The following is a 16850-nucleotide window of genomic DNA, read 5'->3' on the forward strand; positions in this document are numbered from 1 at the left end:
TTTACGCGGTGTTCAAGCTAGAAAGCTTAAAGATCAAGCACAAAGCTAACCACTTTGCGCTACGCGCCAAGCTCTATATCAAAGCAACCCAGCAGGCCTTGGTGGAACTACAAAACCTGCGGGCTGCGTAACATCAGTTATTAAACAAGGACTGCCTAAGCGATGATAAAGTTTTTGTGTGTGTTGCTTATTGCCTTTGGTGCTTGGAATTGGTATTCCAAGCACCAAAGGCAAGTAGATGAGCCCCTTGCCTTAACGCCCAATCATGCCGAAGTAGTGCCAGAAACAGTCTTAGCAATGAGCACCCCTGTGCCTGTGAGCCGTTATAGTTGTGACGGTAGAATCCATTGCTCACAAATGTCATCTTGCGAAGAAGCTACCTTCTTTTTGAATAACTGCCCAGGCACAAAAATGGACGGGGATCATGATGGCATTCCTTGTGAAGAGCAGTTCTGCCGCCGTTAACACTGCCTATTTAAATTCGAGAAATCAATGAGTGAAGAACAATTAAGCCAACATCGTGATGCCATTGATGCCATCGACGAACAAATTATTCAGCTATTAAATAAGCGTGCTAATCATGCCCGTACCATTGGTGAGATTAAAGGCAGCGGCATTGTGTATCGCCCAGAGCGCGAAGCGCAGGTTTTATCGCGGGTAAAATCTTTAAATAAAGGCCCTTTAAGTGGCGAAACAATGGCCAAGCTATTCCGCGAAATTATGTCGGCCTGTCTTGCGCTGGAGCGCCCGCTAACCATTGCCTATTTGGGGCCAGAAGGCACGTTTAGCCAAGCTGCGGCGATTAAGCAGTTTGGCCATGCGGCGCATACTATGGCTTGCAGCTCGATTGACGAAGCGTTTCGCGTGGTAGAAGCTAAAACCGCCGACTATGTGGTGGCTCCAGTAGAAAACTCCACCGAAGGTGCGGTGGGCCGCACGCTGGATTTAATGGTCAATACCCCATTAAAGATTTGTGGCGAAGTGGTGCTGCGCATTCATCATCATTTGCTGCGCAAGGTGGAAGGCAAGGCAGGATTGCAACGGGTTTACTCGCACGCGCAAAGCCTGTCGCAATGCCATGAGTGGTTAAATAAAAACCTGCCTGCCGAAGTGCAGCGGGTATCGGTGTCCAGTAATGCCGAAGCAGCACGTTTGGCCAGCTTAGATGGATCTTCTGCGGCTATCGCTGGCGATGCGGCTGCAGAAAACTACGCGCTCATCAGCCTGGCACAAAATATCGAAGACGAGCCAAATAACACCACGCGCTTTTTGGTATTGGGCATGCAGGAAGTGGGCCCAAGCGGGCGGGATAAAACCTCTCTAGTGATCTCCGCCCCTAATCGCCCCGGTGCGCTGCATACCCTAGTAGAGCCGCTGGCAAGAAACGGCGTATCGATGGATAAGTTTGAATCGCGCCCTAGCCGCGCTGGCCTTTGGGAATACGTGTTCTTTGTGGATGTAGAGGGGCATGTTAGCGGAGCACCACTACAAGCCGCGCTGGCCGAGCTGGCCGATGTGGCTGCCTTTGTGAAGGTGCTAGGGTCGTATCCTGTTGCGGTGATTTAAATCTGATGTCGCCAAAATGCCGCTCTTACGGGGGGCGGCATTGCTTTGTCTGGCAGATGCTTTTTTGCGGATAAACCCCACTCTTTAACCCCAGAGAGCACTTCGGCCCCAGAGTTTCACAGAGAAAACCCAAAGCAATACTTACTTTGTGTTTCTTGTGTTTTTCAAGGGTGGTTCCAGCAATTCTATCAACTTAAGCAAAACCCGCAGGGCTTGACGGTTGTGTAGGTTGGGTTAGCTGGTTTATTCGCCGTGTAGGGCGGATAAACAAGCGTAACCCAACATTTATGCACAAAAGGATGTTGGGTTACGCGATAAAGCTTGCTAACCCAACCTACCAATTTCCTTGAGTTGATAGGATTGTAGGCTCTAGTTGAAGTTAAAAATTTAAAGGATAAAAAAATGAAATCAGTAGCCGTTTTTTGTGGTGCCAAGCACGGTATTCAGCCTAAGTTTACGGCTGCGGCACGGGAGCTGGGCGTAGTGTTGGCCGAGCGCGAAATTACCCTTGTTTACGGCGGTGGGCACGTTGGTCTGATGGGCGAGGTGGCCACGGCGTGTTTGGATGCGGGCGGCAAGGTGATTGGGGTGATCCCTGAATTTATGGCGGTGCGGGAATTGGCTTTAGAGTCATGTACCGAGCTAATCATTGTGGATTCAATGCACAGCCGTAAGGCCAAGATGGCGGAGTTGGCAGGGGGCTTTATTGCCATGCCGGGCGGCTTTGGCACGCTAGATGAGCTGTTTGAAATCTTAACTTGGTCGCAAATTGGTTTGCATAACAAGCCGGTTGGCTTGCTAAACACGGGTAATTATTACAATTCACTCACAAAGTTTCTTGAAGAAACGGTGGCTGCGGGCTTCTTAGCGGCGGCAGAATACAGTAAATTGCAATCTGCGGCTGATCCACGCAATTTATTGGACATTCTGGCTAATTCGCTGGGAGCAATAGAAGGTGAGTGGTGGAAGGCTTAGCATATTACATATTTAGAAAGCATTGTTTTAACGCCCGATTTAATTCTATGACGGCGTTTTAATCGTGCTTTTACTTAATGAATCGCACTACTGCTTGTGCTGTTCCCTCATCCCCGATTCGTCGGATAGCAAAAAGGATTTTCAAATGAGTTTGCAAGATCTAGCCCCAGAATATGTTCGCTCAATTGCGCCTTATCAGCCAGGCAAGCCGGTTTCTGAATTGGCGCGTGAAATGGGCTTAAACCCTGACCATATCGTGAAATTGGCCTCAAATGAAAATCCGCTGGGGATGGGCAGCAAGGCCCGCGCCGCGATTGAAAAAGAATTAGCTGAATTAGCCCGTTATCCAGATGGCAATGGCTTTGATTTAAAAAGCAAAGTCGCAAAAAAATATAATGTAAAAACAGAGCAAATTGTTTTAGGCAATGGCTCGAACGATGTGCTGGAGCTGATTGCCCATGCTTTTTTAGCCCCCGGTGATTCAGCGGTTTATTCGCAATATGCGTTTGCTGTTTACCCTTTGGCAACGCAAGCCGTTGGCGCAAAAGGCATTCAAGTAAATGCACTGGATTACGGCCACGATTTAGACGCCATGCTGGCCGCGATTGTGCCAAGCACCAAGATCGTTTGGATTGCAAACCCAAACAACCCAACCGGCACTATGGCTAGGCCAGGCGATTTGCTTGAGTTCTTACAAAACTGCCCAAAAAATGTACTGGTGGTATTGGATGAGGCTTACACCGAATTCTTTACCCCAGAAAAACGCCCAGATTCAATCGCTTGGCTGAAAGACTTTGCGAATCTAATCGTGGTGCGTACCTTCTCTAAAGCCTTTGGCTTGGCCGGTTTACGCGTAGGCATGGCGCTGACCTCACCAGAAGTGGCCGATATCATCAACCGCGTGCGCCAGCCGTTTAATGTGAATAGCCTCGCGCAAGCCGCAGCAACAGCCGCGCTGGACGATGAAGAATTCCTAAAAGAAACGCTGCGGGTAAATAGCGAAGGCATGGCGCAATTAACAGCAGCCTTTGTGCGCTTGGGCATCAGCTTTATTCCTAGCCAAGCCAACTTCATCGCCTTTCATTGCGGCGATGCAGCCGCACTGAATTTATTTATGCTGCAACGCGGCGTGATCATTCGCCCATTAGCGCCGTACGGCCTGACCAATACACTGCGCGTTTCAATTGGCCTGCCAGCAGAAAATGCACGTTTTATTGAAGTGCTGGAAGAAGCATTGGTTGATTAATTATCCATAAGATCGTCTGATCATAAAAAAAGCCCCGATAGAAATAGGATCGGGGTTTTTTTATTGCGGGTTTGCCCTTGCCTAATTGGGGCGAGTTTTGTAATTGTTTTGAAGTTGAACCGGTAGATATAATTTATCTGCACGCTATTTTGTGAGTGCGGATTTTACGATTGTTATGCCTATTAAACCAAGCACGGCGCCTGTGATTTTATCGATATAGTAAGCAGCTTTGGAAAACTTTGTTCGGACTCGTTTTGTTGATAAGAAATATATAATTGCTACGTCCCAAAAAAAGACCATAGAGGTCATCCAGACGCCGAGTGCCAGTTTAAATGCAAAGCTTACCTCGCCTGTTAAAACGACCGTAAATAAGCTTAGATAAAATAGTAAATTCTTTGGGTTTAAGATGCCCGACATAAAGCCTATGAGCATTTCTTTGATGAATGTCGTCTCGATTTTTTCGCGCTCAGCACTAATAACGGCTAGATCAATATAGCTGGCCTTTTTTGCTTTTAGCGCCATGATAGCTAGGTATATTAGGAACAGACCGCCTGCAATTTTTAGGGCGATCATAATTGCAATTGAACTGGCAAGAATAGAACCTACACCAACTAAACAAAGACTGATATATGCTGCGTTAGCGCTAGCTATACCTGCAGCGACGCCTATCGATTTTTTACCTCCGTTTTTAATGGCGCTTTTCACTAATAAAACAAAGTCGGGGCCTGGACTGAGCAATGCTAAAAAATGTGCAAAAGCTACCGTGAAGAAAATACCCAGTAAAGTCATGTCCATATATTTTCCTATTTAAGATGGATGAGTTGGCCTGAAAGAATATAGAGCCAAACACAGCAGCTGGCCTGCGCTGCAATTGGATAAGAAAGTCGCACGTTCCGGTAAGTTTGCTGGAATGCCGTGTTAGGAGATTTATAGTGGTTTGCAAGGCCGGTTAAATTAATTGCTTCATGTCAAAGGTAAGACCTGGCCCCATGGTTTTTTTGAATACTCCTTGCTTTTGACGAAAGCCTTACATATGCCAAAATAAAGCCGATTGGACCAAATAAAAAAGAAATAATACCCCAAACAAATGGAGATTCATTTACTGCATTCGCTAACAAACAAGAAGCAATTATAAAAACTAACCAAAGTGACAATTGAGCAAAAAATAAAGCATAAAAAACACTGGAAGGAGCGCCTGAAATTACAGACCAAGCAACTAGAATGCCGGAAATAATGAACAGCCAAAACACAATTGCTTGGGCTAGCGCATATTTTTTCAAAATCGATTTACTCATTTAATATCCAAAAAAATAAAAAAGAAAATAATTTAAAGATCAATGAATGATGTGACGGGGTCAGGTCTTACATTTTACATAAGATAAAATTTACCGTGGTTTGCAAAGCAGCTTAAATTGATTAATTCATGTCAAATGTAAGACCTGATCCCATAGGTTTTTCTTTGTGGTGGAGCGACCACTGGAGCGGCGGGTTATGTTCGTTCACAAAACACCCACTCTTGCGTAATATCAAGTATCTTTCCGCACGCACATGTCACATGTGAAGGATTATTTAAGCAAGAATAATTGATAGGAATTGTTTTTCCACAAGAGCAGGAAATATCTACGTTAACAGGCTCATAGGTGAAATTTCCCCCCTGTATTGCATTGATGGCATATAACATTCCGCATCCTGCATTTGGGCATTTAACTTGGACACCTATATTTAATCCAGAATCTCTGTGATATATCCTTCCACCACAATAGCCGCATGAAAATGTGATCACACTTCCGATATTTTCATCAAAGCTAGAACTAACAATTGGCTCTAGATCATTAAGAATTTTAATCAAGTCCGTTTTTAGTTTAGAGCTTTTCTGCGAATAATCTTTTTGTTGAAGTAAGGTTGGTGTGTGTAAGTTACTACCAAGCTTATTGTATGTTTTTTTAAAGTGATTAGATTTAAGTGTGCGGTGACAATCTAAAAAAACTGTCTTTCCAAGAGAAGAGTTAGTATTTTGTTCCGTAACTTTGAATGTGTAATCTTTCGTCGAATTAGGTGCTACTTTTTCCAAAAACGTAAATACCCTCTGGGGTTGCCAGTTTTTGAGTTCTTCCTCAGGTACAAATTTTTTATACAATCTCAATTTATCGTATGCTACAGATTCAATACATTGCCTAAGTTCTAAGCAAGCATATCTCAAAGAAGCTTCATCTCCTTTAGCAATTAAGTCTTTTGCTCGGTTAAAGCATTCTTTTTTATGAAAACTGTACACAATTTTCCTTTGACATAGCGTTGGAAATAACCTGCCGCCGGAATGCCGTAGGCATGGAGGGAACCCAAAGCGCAGCTTTGGGCGGTCAGGTTGATTGAAAGGTTAGGTTTTATACTACGTATCCAGCAGCCCTAATCTCTTTGGTCAGGGAGGCTTTCCATTCGCCATCTGTATCAAGCGCAGTATAAACAACCCCACTGATATCATTCGGTGTTTCAACTTGCCCTTTAACAATTGCAGCCACTCTGGAGCGCCCCAGTTTCCCAATTAGATATCCATGCTCAAATACAACATTTTGACGTGCCCTGTATGAGGAAGAAAGAGCACCAGCCTTTGAACCAACATCGCATGGTGTATATAAAACGACGCCAAAGCCAACATTTGAGTAGTGCTCTATTTTTTCAATAATTGTTCTGCCGGAGCTGGCTTGAAGGTGCAGAATAATTGGCTCCAAATTAAGGCTTTTAATAAAGTCTGCCATTTCAAGCTTTGCAATTTCATCGTGACCGTGAACTATAAATACTTGTTTTTTATTAAATTCACCTGGAGGTGTTGGGATTAGCGCCGGGTCTGGATTATTTTCTTTCGTAAAGTGTGCCGATGCATTTAATTGTTCTTGTGTTACAAGTCCATTTTTTAAGAGAATTTCAAAGATTGGTTCGTCCTTGATTGCCCAGTGTGTTCGATATAGCTCAAACTTCCCAAGATCAATTTGAGTGCGCATACTTTCTATAGAGCCAATTGGGAGCGCAGGAAGAGATTGGTCAATCTGAAATTCTATAAATATGGTTGATGCTCTAACCTTAATGTTGGTAATTAGCCCAATTTTTGACTCTGTTTTTTCATTTTCTGTGACAAATAAAGTCGGAAAGCCCTTCAGTTCTTCTATGGATTTGCTATCTAAAGATTTGTATCGTTTGCTGATTTCTGTGGCTGCTATATTCTATAGCCACTCGACTCTTGTCGAATTCATATGAGTCGCCGGACCAACTGTCCGGATGTGATGAAATCAACAAGTTGAACATGAGCTATTTCCTATATGAAACCTAACAATATGTAGAAACCCTAAAACGGCAGAAAAACCACCATCTTGGGTGCATAAAAACGCTGAGCCCCTTGTGAAACCCTTGCTGGGCGCAGCCTGAAGTATTTTATGCCGAGATACGATAGTCGATTGAGCGGGGATTTCCATCCTGTTCGTGCTGTTGAAGCCGGATCATGCCTGACTGCTTGCTTTATATTTAAGCAGAATAGGGTTCAGCAGTGTAGCAAATCTTACTGTATTGGCTGTCGTGTAATTGACCATCTCCGTCATTTTTTGATGTTGTTTGCATCGTGATTGATTTTGTAGCCTGAAAGCACGATGCGCAGCAATACGGATCAATGCAGTCCATCAGTCCTCCGGCAGGGCTTTAGGAGTCACTTCTTCCAGCCGCGTTTCAATAAATTGATAGTAAGCCGTTTGCATCACTAGGCGCGTGGCCCGCACTTTGCAGATGCCGCGTGAATCGTGCACGGTGAACATGCGCATGGCTTGGTATTGCTTGCCGGCCAAAATCAGCATGCCGCTGTGGCCTCGGCGGATGTCGGGCGCGAGGCTTAGGGCTGGGGCGAGGGTGTCTGCGCCAAGGCTGGTAATCGGTGCGATATGCACGGCTTCTGGCGAGCGGCCGATTAGCTCGATGCCGCATTCGCTGGATAAGCCGTCGCCCCGTAAGCTTAACCAACGCACTAGCCCAAGCTGCCAGTGTTGGCCACCGCGCCGCAGCATCAGTATTTCGCCAGCTTGCAGGGGCTGGTTGAGCGATTCGCCTTGCAGCAGTAAGCCGGATGCACTGATATTGCAAATATTGAGTTTGGCGGGCTCTGGGGCGGCCTCGTCAATATGGCCTGCGGCAATATCCCAGCAGCGTGACCATAGGCTGATCAGCTGGATTTGTTCGCCATTGCTGCGGCGTAGGCGAAAGTGTTGCCGCCGTGGCGGGGCGGCCCATTCTTGTAATAAGCGCCCGATCAGCTGGATTTCAAAATGTCGGTCTTCGCTTTGTGCCAGCAGTAGCTGCAGCCTGCTACTGAGCTGTTTTAATGTGCCTTGCGTTTCTATCGTCCACCAGATTTGCTCTGGTTCGGGTAGTTCGTGCGCAAAGCGCGGTGCTTCATCGCTGTCGGTCTGATAAATAAACGCGCCTTGCTCATTTAAAGTTTGATCCAGTTGCACAAGGTCTGAAAAGCGTGCTTCTTCCCGCACTATTTTGAATAGCAGGGCCATTTTTTGTGGCTCTAGCCGGTTGCTGGCACTGATGCCTAATAGCAAAATTTGCCGGTAGAGTGCCCCCAAACTGCTGCCATTTTTAAGGCTGCGCTTGGCCCAGCCCAGTGTATGTATTTCGGTGAAAAGTTGGTGGCAGCTCAGCCAAAACCCGGGCGGTAAGGGGGCGAGCGTGCGCGCATACAGGCAAGCTAGCTGCCAGCCGCTTTCAAGCGCCATACCAAAAGCCTCAAGGCGGGGGCGGCTACTGATAAACAAGCTGGTTTCATTGCTGCGCAACAGGGTTATTCTGATAAACGTTTGGTGCAGGCTGCGCAGTAGGCTTTGTGCTTGTTGGGCTGCTAGGCGTGTATGCGTCTGTGCTTCGGCATTTGCAGTGCTGGATTGCTCAAGTTGTGGCAATAAGGCCATGCTGCGTTCGTAGCAGAGCAGCGCCGCCGCATTTAGCCGCTCTGGATGGTTTTCATAATTCAATTGCCAAATTTGTTCTTGTAAGCTAAGGGCGGTCGTCAGCCCAGTATCGGGGCTGGGAGTGGTAAGTGGCATCATGAAAGGGTGTAAGGCATATTAATTAGAGCGTCATCATAACGCGGGTGCAATTTTACACTGGTTGCTAAGTAACGGCATTATTACCATAATTTGTAAGAAAGGAAATGCGCCGTTTCTGCGAGCTTTACTTTCACAAATCTTAGGCAGATATAAGGCAAACTGCGAGTTGGATTATTCAGATATTTATTTTGAGAATGGGTGTTATTTATCACTAGGCAAGTGCTTATTTTTAGCTATAATGAGAACAGTTATCAATCTGAGAAGCTACCATGTACGTCTGCATTTGCAATAGTGTTACTGACAAAGCCATACACAAAGCTGTGGCCGGTGGCGTGCGCACATTTGCTGAATTACAGGCAAAAACAGCCGTGTCTACCTGCTGTGGGCAGTGCACCAGCTGTGCAAAACAGGTTTTGGCTGATGCCCTGAGTGCTCAGCCGCTCGTGCAAACTATCAGCTGGATGCCACAGCTAACCGCCGCCTGATTGCCATCATTTATCTTCTCTGAAGCGTGCTTGGCCGGCACAGGCAAGGCTAATTGTAAAGCGTGCCCCTCCCAGCTCTGATTGATCTGCCCGTATTATCCCCTGATGCAAAGTAATTGCTTTTCTGGCAATGGCCAGCCCTAAGCCAAAGCCTCCGCTTGCCCTGTCACGGCTTCTATCGAGGCGGTAAAAGGGCTCAAATATCCGTTCGCGCTCATTTTCTGGGATGCCTGGCCCATCGTCTTCAATGGTGATATCAATGCCCCCGCTTAGATTGCTAAATGTGGAAACTTTAATCTGCTGATTGGCGTATTTGGCGGCATTGCGCAAAAGATTACTTAAGGCTCGCCCTAGTAATTTAGGGTCCCCCATGATCATGCTAGTTTGCGAATGCAGGCTATGGCTTATTTTTTTGCTTTGTAATACATGATCGAGTGAGTTTAAAATGAGATGCAAGGTTTCGGCCATATTGATGGTCTGCATGGGGAGGGCTTGTTGCTGCTCTATTTTAGCTAGGCTAAGTAGCTCGCTGACTAAATCATTTAATTCATGTAAATCATTTTCCATTGAAATAAAACGCGGCTCTAGCTGCTGATTTTTAGCGTCGTTTTTAAGAAGTGCTAGGCCAAATTCTAGCCGTGCAATTGGCGTGCGTAATTCATGCGAAACGGAATGCAGTAATTCACGTTGCGAATCGATTAAACGCTGAATTCTTTCTGCCATTAAATTCATGCATTGGGCGAGTGGATAGACGCTGGCGCTTTTTCTGACCTTGGCGCGGCTAGATAATAGGCCAGAGCCAAAATCATTGGCTGTTTTAGACAGCGATTGCAATTCTCGCCAATGCAGATAAGACCAAATTCCACAAGGAATAAGCAATAAAAAGAAGATAATCGTATATTGAAATCTTTTTATTTTAGTAATCAATGGGTCATGATCTTCTTTGTTTGTTACATAAATAACCTGATTGGCACTGCCTGGGAATGTTAAATTATTGGTATCTACTCGGCGGAAATAAGCATTACTTTTAACATCAACAACGACCTTTCTATTTAATAGCCTTTGTCGATTGCGGGGAGCAATCATGGCTATTGTGCGATCAAGCGTGATCAGATTGTAGCTTTCATTGGCTTTTTTTTGCAAAGTTTTAAAGCGATCTAACCAGAGTTGTCCGTGGGTATTATCTAAATATTGTTCAACCAAAAAAATTTGTGCGTCGGCATCTCTCACTGCAAATTGTTCAAGCTGCTCTGCATAAAACTGGTTGGTCATATAGCTAAGCACTTGCGTTAATGAGATTGTGACTACTGAAATTAATATAAAAATACGCAAATAAAGACGCCACATGGCTTACTCCCAAGCCGAAGGGCTAAATAAATAGCCTTCGCCCCACACTGTTTTTATTTTCTCAGAATCATAATCATTAAATTTGCGGCGTAAGCGCGAGATGCTGTTATCTATACTTCTATCCATGCCATCAAATTCAATGCCGCGCATTGATTTTAAAATATCATCGCGTGATAAAACGCGGCCAGCAGATTCAGCCAGTAATAGCAGTAATTTAAACTCTGAGTTACTTAAGGATGATGCTTCGTTTTTCCAGTGTACGCTGCGGTTTGTTTTGGATATTTCCAGTTCGCCAAAAGTTAGGAGGGCATTTTGTGCGCTGGGTTTTCCCATGCCTCTTCTGAGTAATGCCCGTAAGCGAGCCAGTAAAATACGTGGCTGAATCGGCTTGTTGACATAATCATCGGCGCCTTGCTCAAGGCCAGAAACTTCATCAAACATATCTTCACGTGCGGTTAGTATTAAAATAGGCACGCTGCTTATTTCACGAATCTGTCTACATACGACCATGCCATCTAAGCCAGGCAGCATGAGATCAAGAACAATAATGTCAGGCTCCGTTGCTTTGTAATGAGCAACCGCCGTATCGCCACGGCCGATAATCTCTACATTAAATTCATAGCTGCTGAGGTACTCCTGAATGAGTGCCGCTAGCTTGATGTCATCTTCTACCAGCATCAATCTGAACATTGTTTTTCCCTAGTCGAGTATGCAATCAACATTGCACAAGCAGCTTGTTGGCGATGGCTTGGGGAAAGACACTTCATTGCAATGCGCTACACTTTTTATACATTTGTTTGTGGCTTTGCTACCCTACAATTTAGCGACAAATTGCAGACAGTTTAGGTGTGATGTTTCAATTTTCTCTCTTTAAGATGGCTTACTTTTTCAAAAAGAGAGTTGCTACGATGCGTTATCTAATTGCCCTGATTGCTCCGTTAATGGTTGCCCCCCTCTGCGCGGCAGAGGCGCCGAAAGATGAATCCAAGATTACCCTCGGAGTGGGGGTGGGTTATGGCCCTGAGTTTGTTGGCGGTAAAAAAAATAAAGTATCCCCCATTTTTTATGCCGATTATCAAGCTGCCAATGGTTTTTTTGCAGGAATGCGTGGGATTGGCTTTCAGGCAGAAAAAGGCATTTTTGATGGCAGTATTGCGCTGGCTTATGGCGGTAGCCGTGGTGATGACGTGGGCAATTTTTCTGATACCAAAAGTAAATTTAAGGGCATGGGTGATATACAAAACTCGGCCTTATTAAATTTAGAGGCGGGCGTTAATTTATGGGATGTAGCGCATTTATCTATGGGGGCAGAATTAAAACTGAATCATCGCGAAAACGGCCATGCCTATCACTTAGGGATTTCTGCGCCTCTTTATTCCACAGAAAGTAATCAAATCTCTGTGAGTAGCTTTGCGCATTATGCCGATGCTAAATATGCGCAAACTTATTATGGGGTGACGGCAGCACAAAGCCTTGCTTCAGGCTATAAGATTTACGCTCCTAAGGCTGGTTTTGATATGGGTAGCTTAACGCTGACTTGGAATCACTCCTTTGATAAAAACTGGGGAATTTCTTCATCAATAGGGGTGCAGCGTTTATTTAAAAATGCTGAAAATAGCCCCTTAACAGAATCAAAAACGAGCCCTACTGCCACAATGGTTGTGGGCTATTCATTCTAGTGGCTATAGGCAATGCCTTATCTGATTATGCCTCTTGCTCAATGGGCTCTGTGTAGATGGATTTCTTGAGCGCTTGGTTTGGTTTGGAGTTTGTAGGGCGGGTGAAACCCAATCCTATCAACTTAAGGGAAATTTGCTGATCGTTAAATCTTAAGCGATCAACTTAGATCTATCTATTGCAAGCATTGAAACATCGTAGGGCGGGTGCAACCCGCGTTTTTTTTAGCATGACTCGCGGGTTGCACCCGCCCTACGAATGGCATATTGCTTAAGTTGATACACTCACTATGCGGTGATATTTTGCTTGAATGGATTGCTTAATGCATGGAGGTGATATGAAACAACGTGTCCTGGGTTTCGATCTGGCTCGTGCGCTGGCCATTTTTGGAATGGTGATTGTTAATTTCAAGATTGTGATGCACGCCAATGCCAGTGAAAATTTGGCCTGGTTAAAAATAGTTAATATCATTGATGGCCGTGCTTCTGCATTGTTTGTGATATTAGCTGGGGTGGGTTTATCTTTGCTGACTCGACAATCAAGATTGGCTGGTGATTTACAGCTATTGGCTATAGAGCGAAAGTCGTTATTTAAGCGGGCTGGATTTTTATTTGTACTGGGGCTTTTGTATATAGAAATCTGGCCTGCTGATATTCTTCACTATTACGGTGTTTATATCTTAATAGGGGCTTTATGCTTGATGCTGGCAAGCCGTTATATTATGGTTTTTGTTTTACTATTGCTGATTATTTCTACTATTTTATTTACTATGCTTAATTATAGCACTGCTTGGAATTGGCAGACGTTAGCCTACGCTGATTTATGGACGATTAAAGGCTTTGCTCGTAATTTAATTTTTAATGGTTTTCATCCGATTTTACCTTGGTTGGGTTTTTTATTATTAGGTATGGTTATTGGGCGGCAAAACTTAGGTCAAGTTGCTATTCGAGAGCGTTTGTTTTTATTGGGTTTGTTTGCTGCTGTACTGGCTGAGTTGATTGTTTTATTTTTACCCTATGCCCGTTTAATGGGGATGCCTTTAGCGTATGAGATTTTTTTTAGCACCCAGCCTATGCCGCCTTTGCCTGTGTATTTTATTGGTGCGGCAGGAAGTGCCGTGGTAATCATCTCACTCTGCGTGGCCTTGGGCGAAAAACATGGGAAAAAAGCATGGTTAATGCCTTTTGTATATACCGGCCAATTAGGGCTGACTTTCTATTTGGCACATGTCATTTTAGGCATGGGCTTATTAGAGTCTTTAGGTATGCTGGAAAAACAATCTTTAGCTTTTTCCGTTATGAGTGCACTGCTGTTTTGTGCCTTTGCGGTGGTGTTTGCAAACTATTGGCGCAAGTTTTATCGCTTAGGGCCTTTGGAAAGCGTATTGCGGCGTTTGAGTTAGGCTTGGGTAAAAAGTGCAGCGCGCAGGGCCAATTGACTACTTCAGGGGGGGGCGGTGCAAGAAAACATCCCTCAGTCGATTGCAGCAGGCGCTACACCACTTCAGCTAAAACAATTCAAGAAGTTGTTTTGTAAGTAAGCTGAAGAGTGCCCTTATGTTTATCGCTAGCAATAAAAAGCTTGGTGTTCGAGAAGTCATTCACGGCGACCAAGCTTTTTTTTTGGCTTACAGCCAGTCCAATCTAAGCGATCAGTTTTTCTAAGGCTTTTTCATAAATAGCAGCGAGCTTGGGTAGGTCTTCAATGGCTACGCATTCATTGAGTTTATGAATGGTTTTATTGATAGGGCCAAATTCGACCACTTCAGGGCAATACTTGGCGATAAAACGCCCGTCTGAGGTGCCGCCCACGGTATTCAGCGCTGGGGCATGTCCACACACTTCGGTGACTGCCGAGCGCATGGCGTCAATCAGTTGGCCGTGATCGGTTAAAAATGGCTCGCCCGATAGCGCCCAGTCGATTTCATATTCAAGCTGATGCCGGTCCAAAATTTCATGTACGGTGGCTTTTAACGATTCTGCGGTGCTGGCGGTGCTGAAGCGAAAATTAAACAAAGCATCTACAGTGCCTGGGATGATGTTGGTGGCACCGGTGCCGCTGTTTAAATTGGAGACTTGCCAAGTGGTTGGCGGGAAGTATTCATTGCCATGATCCCAAACGGTGCTCGCAAGCTCAGCCAGCGCTGGGGCTAGTAGATGAATTGGATTTTTGGCAAGATGCGGATAAGCAATATGGCCTTGCACGCCGTGCACAATTAAATGCCCAGAAAGTGAACCACGACGGCCATTTTTGATGGTGTCACCAAAGGTCTCGCTCGAGGTTGGCTCGCCAACAATGCAGTAGTCAATGGCTTCGCCACGCGCTTTTAGTGCTTCAATCACTTTAACCGTGCCGTGATGCGCAGGGCCTTCTTCATCGGATGTAATCAAAAAAGCAATCGAGCCTTTAGGCTTGGGGTGCTTCGCTAGAAACTGCTCACACGCAACGACAAACGCCGCTAAAGAGGCCTTCATATCGGCCGCGCCTCGTCCAAATAAGTGGCCATCCCGAATCGTGGGGTCAAAAGGGTCGGAATGCCAGCGATCTAGTGGGCCGGTTGGCACTACATCGGTATGGCCAGCAAACACTAGCACGGGGCCGCTATCGCCAAAGCGCGCCCATAGATTGTCGACATCTTCAAAACGCATATGCTCAATCTTAAAACCAATTGCGGCTAAGCGGGCTGCAAGCATATTTTGGCAATTGGCATCGTTAGGAGTAACCGAGGCTTGGCGGAGTAATTGTTGGGTAAGTGCAAGTGTTGAGTCGTTCATTGCGGTGTCGTCAGTCTCGAAAAAGTGAAGGACTTTGGGGGTGAAGCCTGCCGTAATCCTACCTATGCTGGGCTGCTGCAGTGTGCCCGCATGGCTGGCTACGCTGTAATTAGCTTGGAAAAAGCGCCGCGTAGACGTCAGGTTTGAAGCCGACCGTAATCGTACCATTGTTGTCGAGCACTGGGCGCTTGATGATTGAGGTTTGCATTATCATTAAGGCGATTGCGGCGTCTTTATTGTCAATTTGTGCTTTTGTAGCATCGTCTAGCTTACGCCAAGTGGTGCCTTGGCGATTCAAAAGGGTTTCCCAGCCAACTTGGCTGACCCATTGCTCTAGTGTTTCTGCGCTAATGCCGGTTTTTTTATAGTCATGCCATTCAAAATCGTGGCCTTGTTCGCTGAGCCATGTTTTGGCTTTTTTAACGGTGTCGCAACTGGGGATGCCATAGAGTTTCATTGGAATTTTTCTAATGTAATGAGAAGGGAGCGGCGTTGAGCTGCCGCTGGTAATGCAGATTGTGCAGGGAGATAAATCTTTACTTAATGCAAAGAGAGATCAAATCCCATGTCTGGCTCGTCATTAGGCCCTTTGCTGACTGTGCTGGCTTCGTGCTCAACAAGGGGCTGCGCGTTGTTAACCAGCCAAGATAGATTGGTTGCGGAATCGGCGCTTTTGAGCGCTTCGTCCAGCTCGATTTCGCCATTGCGATAAAGTTTATACAGCGCTTGCTCAAAGGTTTGTGAGCCTTCAGAAAGGCTTTGTTCCATCGCTTGCTTGATATCGCTAAGCTCACCAGCACGGATCAGCTCAGAAATGCGTGGGGTGTTGAGTAGCACTTCCACGGCGGCAACCAGCTTACCTTCTTTGTTTTTAACGAGGCGCTGGGAAACAATGGCTTTCAGTGAGGAGGATAAATCATAGAGCAGTGCTTCACGTGATTCTTGCGGATAAAAGTTAACCACGCGTGAAAGGGAGTGGTAACTATTATTGGCGTGTAGGGTAGAGATACAGAGGTGACCTGCTTGCGCGTATTGCATGGCGTGCGTCATGGTTTCGCGGTCACGAATTTCACCGATCATCAGCACATTGGGCGCTTCGCGCATCGCATTGCGTAGTGCTTCATGGTAGCTCTTGGTATCGATCCCAATTTCGCGTTGGTTAACTAAAGATTTCTTGTGTTTGTGTAAGAATTCGATAGGGTCTTCCATCGTCAAAATATGGCCCGCATGATTCTCGTTGCGGTGGTTGAGCATCGCGGCCATGGTCGACGATTTACCCGAGCCGGTAGCCCCAACCACCAGAATAATGCCGTGCTTTTCCATGATCAGATCTTTAAGCACGGGGGGGACGCGTAATTCATCAAAAGAGGGGATGTTGCTGCGGATATAGCGTGCCACCATTGATACGGAGCCACGTGCTTTAAAAATATTGATACGAAAACTACCTACCCCAGCCACAGGGTAGGCAAAATTCATTTCCAAGGTGTTTTCAAATTCTGCAATCCGCTCCGGCGTCATTAATTGATAAGTGAGTTGCTTAACGTGCTCGGGAGCCAAGACCTGATTATTGACTGGATAACACAGGCCATCGATTTTAATCACAATGGGTGATTGAGCTGCAAGAAACAAGTCGGAGGCGTTGCGTTCCGCCATCAATTTAAAAAACGGCAAAAGGTTCATGAAAAACTCG

16 protein-coding genes and 2 pseudogenes are annotated in these 16850 nt (G+C 45.6%); 8 read left to right on the top strand and 10 right to left on the bottom strand.

The window, feature by feature from the left end:
• From Q0R17_RS11780 to hisC, 5 genes and pseudogenes are all read left to right on the top strand, one after another.
• Positions 1-131 (top strand): annotated as a pseudogene (locus Q0R17_RS11780) (IS701 family transposase); the annotation flags it as partial.
• Positions 132-324: 193 nt separating this feature from the next.
• Positions 325-465, top strand: a pseudogene (locus Q0R17_RS20080) (excalibur calcium-binding domain-containing protein); the annotation flags it as partial.
• A 27-nt stretch (positions 466-492) separates the two neighbouring features.
• Entirely contained in the window at positions 493-1566 is a 1074-nt protein-coding gene (pheA, locus tag Q0R17_RS11790) for a prephenate dehydratase (RefSeq protein WP_293935452.1), read from the top strand.
• 402 nt (positions 1567-1968) lie between these two features.
• Positions 1969-2541, top strand: a complete 573-nt coding sequence (locus Q0R17_RS11795; protein WP_293935454.1) for a TIGR00730 family Rossman fold protein — start codon at positions 1969-1971, stop codon at positions 2539-2541.
• A gap of 145 nt (positions 2542-2686) precedes the next feature.
• The gene (gene hisC / locus Q0R17_RS11800; protein ID WP_293935457.1) at positions 2687-3787 is read left to right on the top strand and encodes a histidinol-phosphate transaminase; all 1101 of its coding nucleotides are present in this window, start codon (positions 2687-2689) and stop codon (positions 3785-3787) included.
• Positions 3788-3931: 144 nt separating this feature from the next.
• On the opposite strand, the gene Q0R17_RS11805 is transcribed toward hisC, so the two are convergent.
• The 5 genes from Q0R17_RS11805 to Q0R17_RS11825 all read right to left on the bottom strand — a co-directional run bounded on the left by Q0R17_RS11805 (position 3932) and on the right by Q0R17_RS11825 (position 8877).
• Positions 3932-4582 carry a LysE family translocator gene (locus Q0R17_RS11805; protein ID WP_293935459.1) on the bottom strand — a complete coding sequence of 217 codons (651 nt, stop codon included), beginning with the start codon at positions 4580-4582 and terminating at the stop codon, positions 3932-3934.
• Positions 4583-4755: 173 nt separating this feature from the next.
• The gene (locus tag Q0R17_RS11810) at positions 4756-5082 is read right to left on the bottom strand and encodes a hypothetical protein (RefSeq protein ID WP_293935461.1); all 327 of its coding nucleotides are present in this window, start codon (positions 5080-5082) and stop codon (positions 4756-4758) included.
• Positions 5083-5276: 194 nt separating this feature from the next.
• Entirely contained in the window at positions 5277-6059 is a 783-nt protein-coding gene (locus Q0R17_RS11815; protein ID WP_293935464.1) for a hypothetical protein, read from the bottom strand.
• Between the two features lie 109 nt (positions 6060-6168).
• Complete coding sequence (locus Q0R17_RS11820) at positions 6169-6783, bottom strand: nucleotide-binding protein (protein WP_293935467.1); 615 nt, start codon at positions 6781-6783, stop codon at positions 6169-6171.
• Between the two features lie 669 nt (positions 6784-7452).
• The gene (locus Q0R17_RS11825; RefSeq protein ID WP_293935469.1) at positions 7453-8877 is read right to left on the bottom strand and encodes a hypothetical protein; all 1425 of its coding nucleotides are present in this window, start codon (positions 8875-8877) and stop codon (positions 7453-7455) included.
• Between the two features lie 269 nt (positions 8878-9146).
• On the opposite strand from Q0R17_RS11825, the gene Q0R17_RS11830 reads away from it, so the two are divergent.
• Positions 9147-9362 (top strand): bacterioferritin-associated ferredoxin, encoded by a 216-nt coding sequence (locus tag Q0R17_RS11830; RefSeq protein ID WP_293935471.1) that lies wholly within the window; start codon positions 9147-9149, stop codon positions 9360-9362.
• 6 nt (positions 9363-9368) lie between these two features.
• Here the strand turns inward: Q0R17_RS11830 and Q0R17_RS11835 are convergent, their stop codons facing one another.
• Positions 9369-10709, bottom strand: coding sequence for an ATP-binding protein (locus Q0R17_RS11835; protein WP_293935473.1), 1341 nt, complete (start codon positions 10707-10709; stop codon positions 9369-9371).
• 3 nt (positions 10710-10712) lie between these two features.
• Entirely contained in the window at positions 10713-11399 is a 687-nt protein-coding gene (locus Q0R17_RS11840; protein ID WP_293935476.1) for a response regulator, read from the bottom strand.
• A 218-nt stretch (positions 11400-11617) separates the two neighbouring features.
• Between Q0R17_RS11840 and Q0R17_RS11845 the strand changes: the two genes are divergently transcribed.
• Together Q0R17_RS11845 and Q0R17_RS11850 are read left to right on the top strand one after the other, a co-directional pair.
• Positions 11618-12388 (top strand): MipA/OmpV family protein, encoded by a 771-nt coding sequence (locus tag Q0R17_RS11845; RefSeq protein WP_293935479.1) that lies wholly within the window; start codon positions 11618-11620, stop codon positions 12386-12388.
• A gap of 335 nt (positions 12389-12723) precedes the next feature.
• The gene (locus Q0R17_RS11850; protein WP_293935482.1) at positions 12724-13788 is read left to right on the top strand and encodes a DUF418 domain-containing protein; all 1065 of its coding nucleotides are present in this window, start codon (positions 12724-12726) and stop codon (positions 13786-13788) included.
• 241 nt (positions 13789-14029) lie between these two features.
• Here Q0R17_RS11850 and dapE read toward each other — a convergent pair whose 3' ends face one another.
• The 3 genes from dapE to Q0R17_RS11865 form a co-directional block, all read right to left on the bottom strand.
• Entirely contained in the window at positions 14030-15160 is a 1131-nt protein-coding gene (gene dapE, locus Q0R17_RS11855; RefSeq protein WP_293935546.1) for a succinyl-diaminopimelate desuccinylase, read from the bottom strand.
• Between the two features lie 109 nt (positions 15161-15269).
• Complete coding sequence (locus tag Q0R17_RS11860; RefSeq protein ID WP_293935485.1) at positions 15270-15617, bottom strand: ArsC family reductase; 348 nt, start codon at positions 15615-15617, stop codon at positions 15270-15272.
• An 83-nt stretch (positions 15618-15700) separates the two neighbouring features.
• Positions 15701-16840, bottom strand: coding sequence for a PilT/PilU family type 4a pilus ATPase (locus Q0R17_RS11865; RefSeq protein WP_293935487.1), 1140 nt, complete (start codon positions 16838-16840; stop codon positions 15701-15703).
• Positions 16841-16850: the final 10 nt, after the last annotated feature.

Source organism: Iodobacter sp. (genome assembly GCF_025352645.1).
Lineage (GTDB): Bacteria > Pseudomonadota > Gammaproteobacteria > Burkholderiales > Chitinibacteraceae > Iodobacter.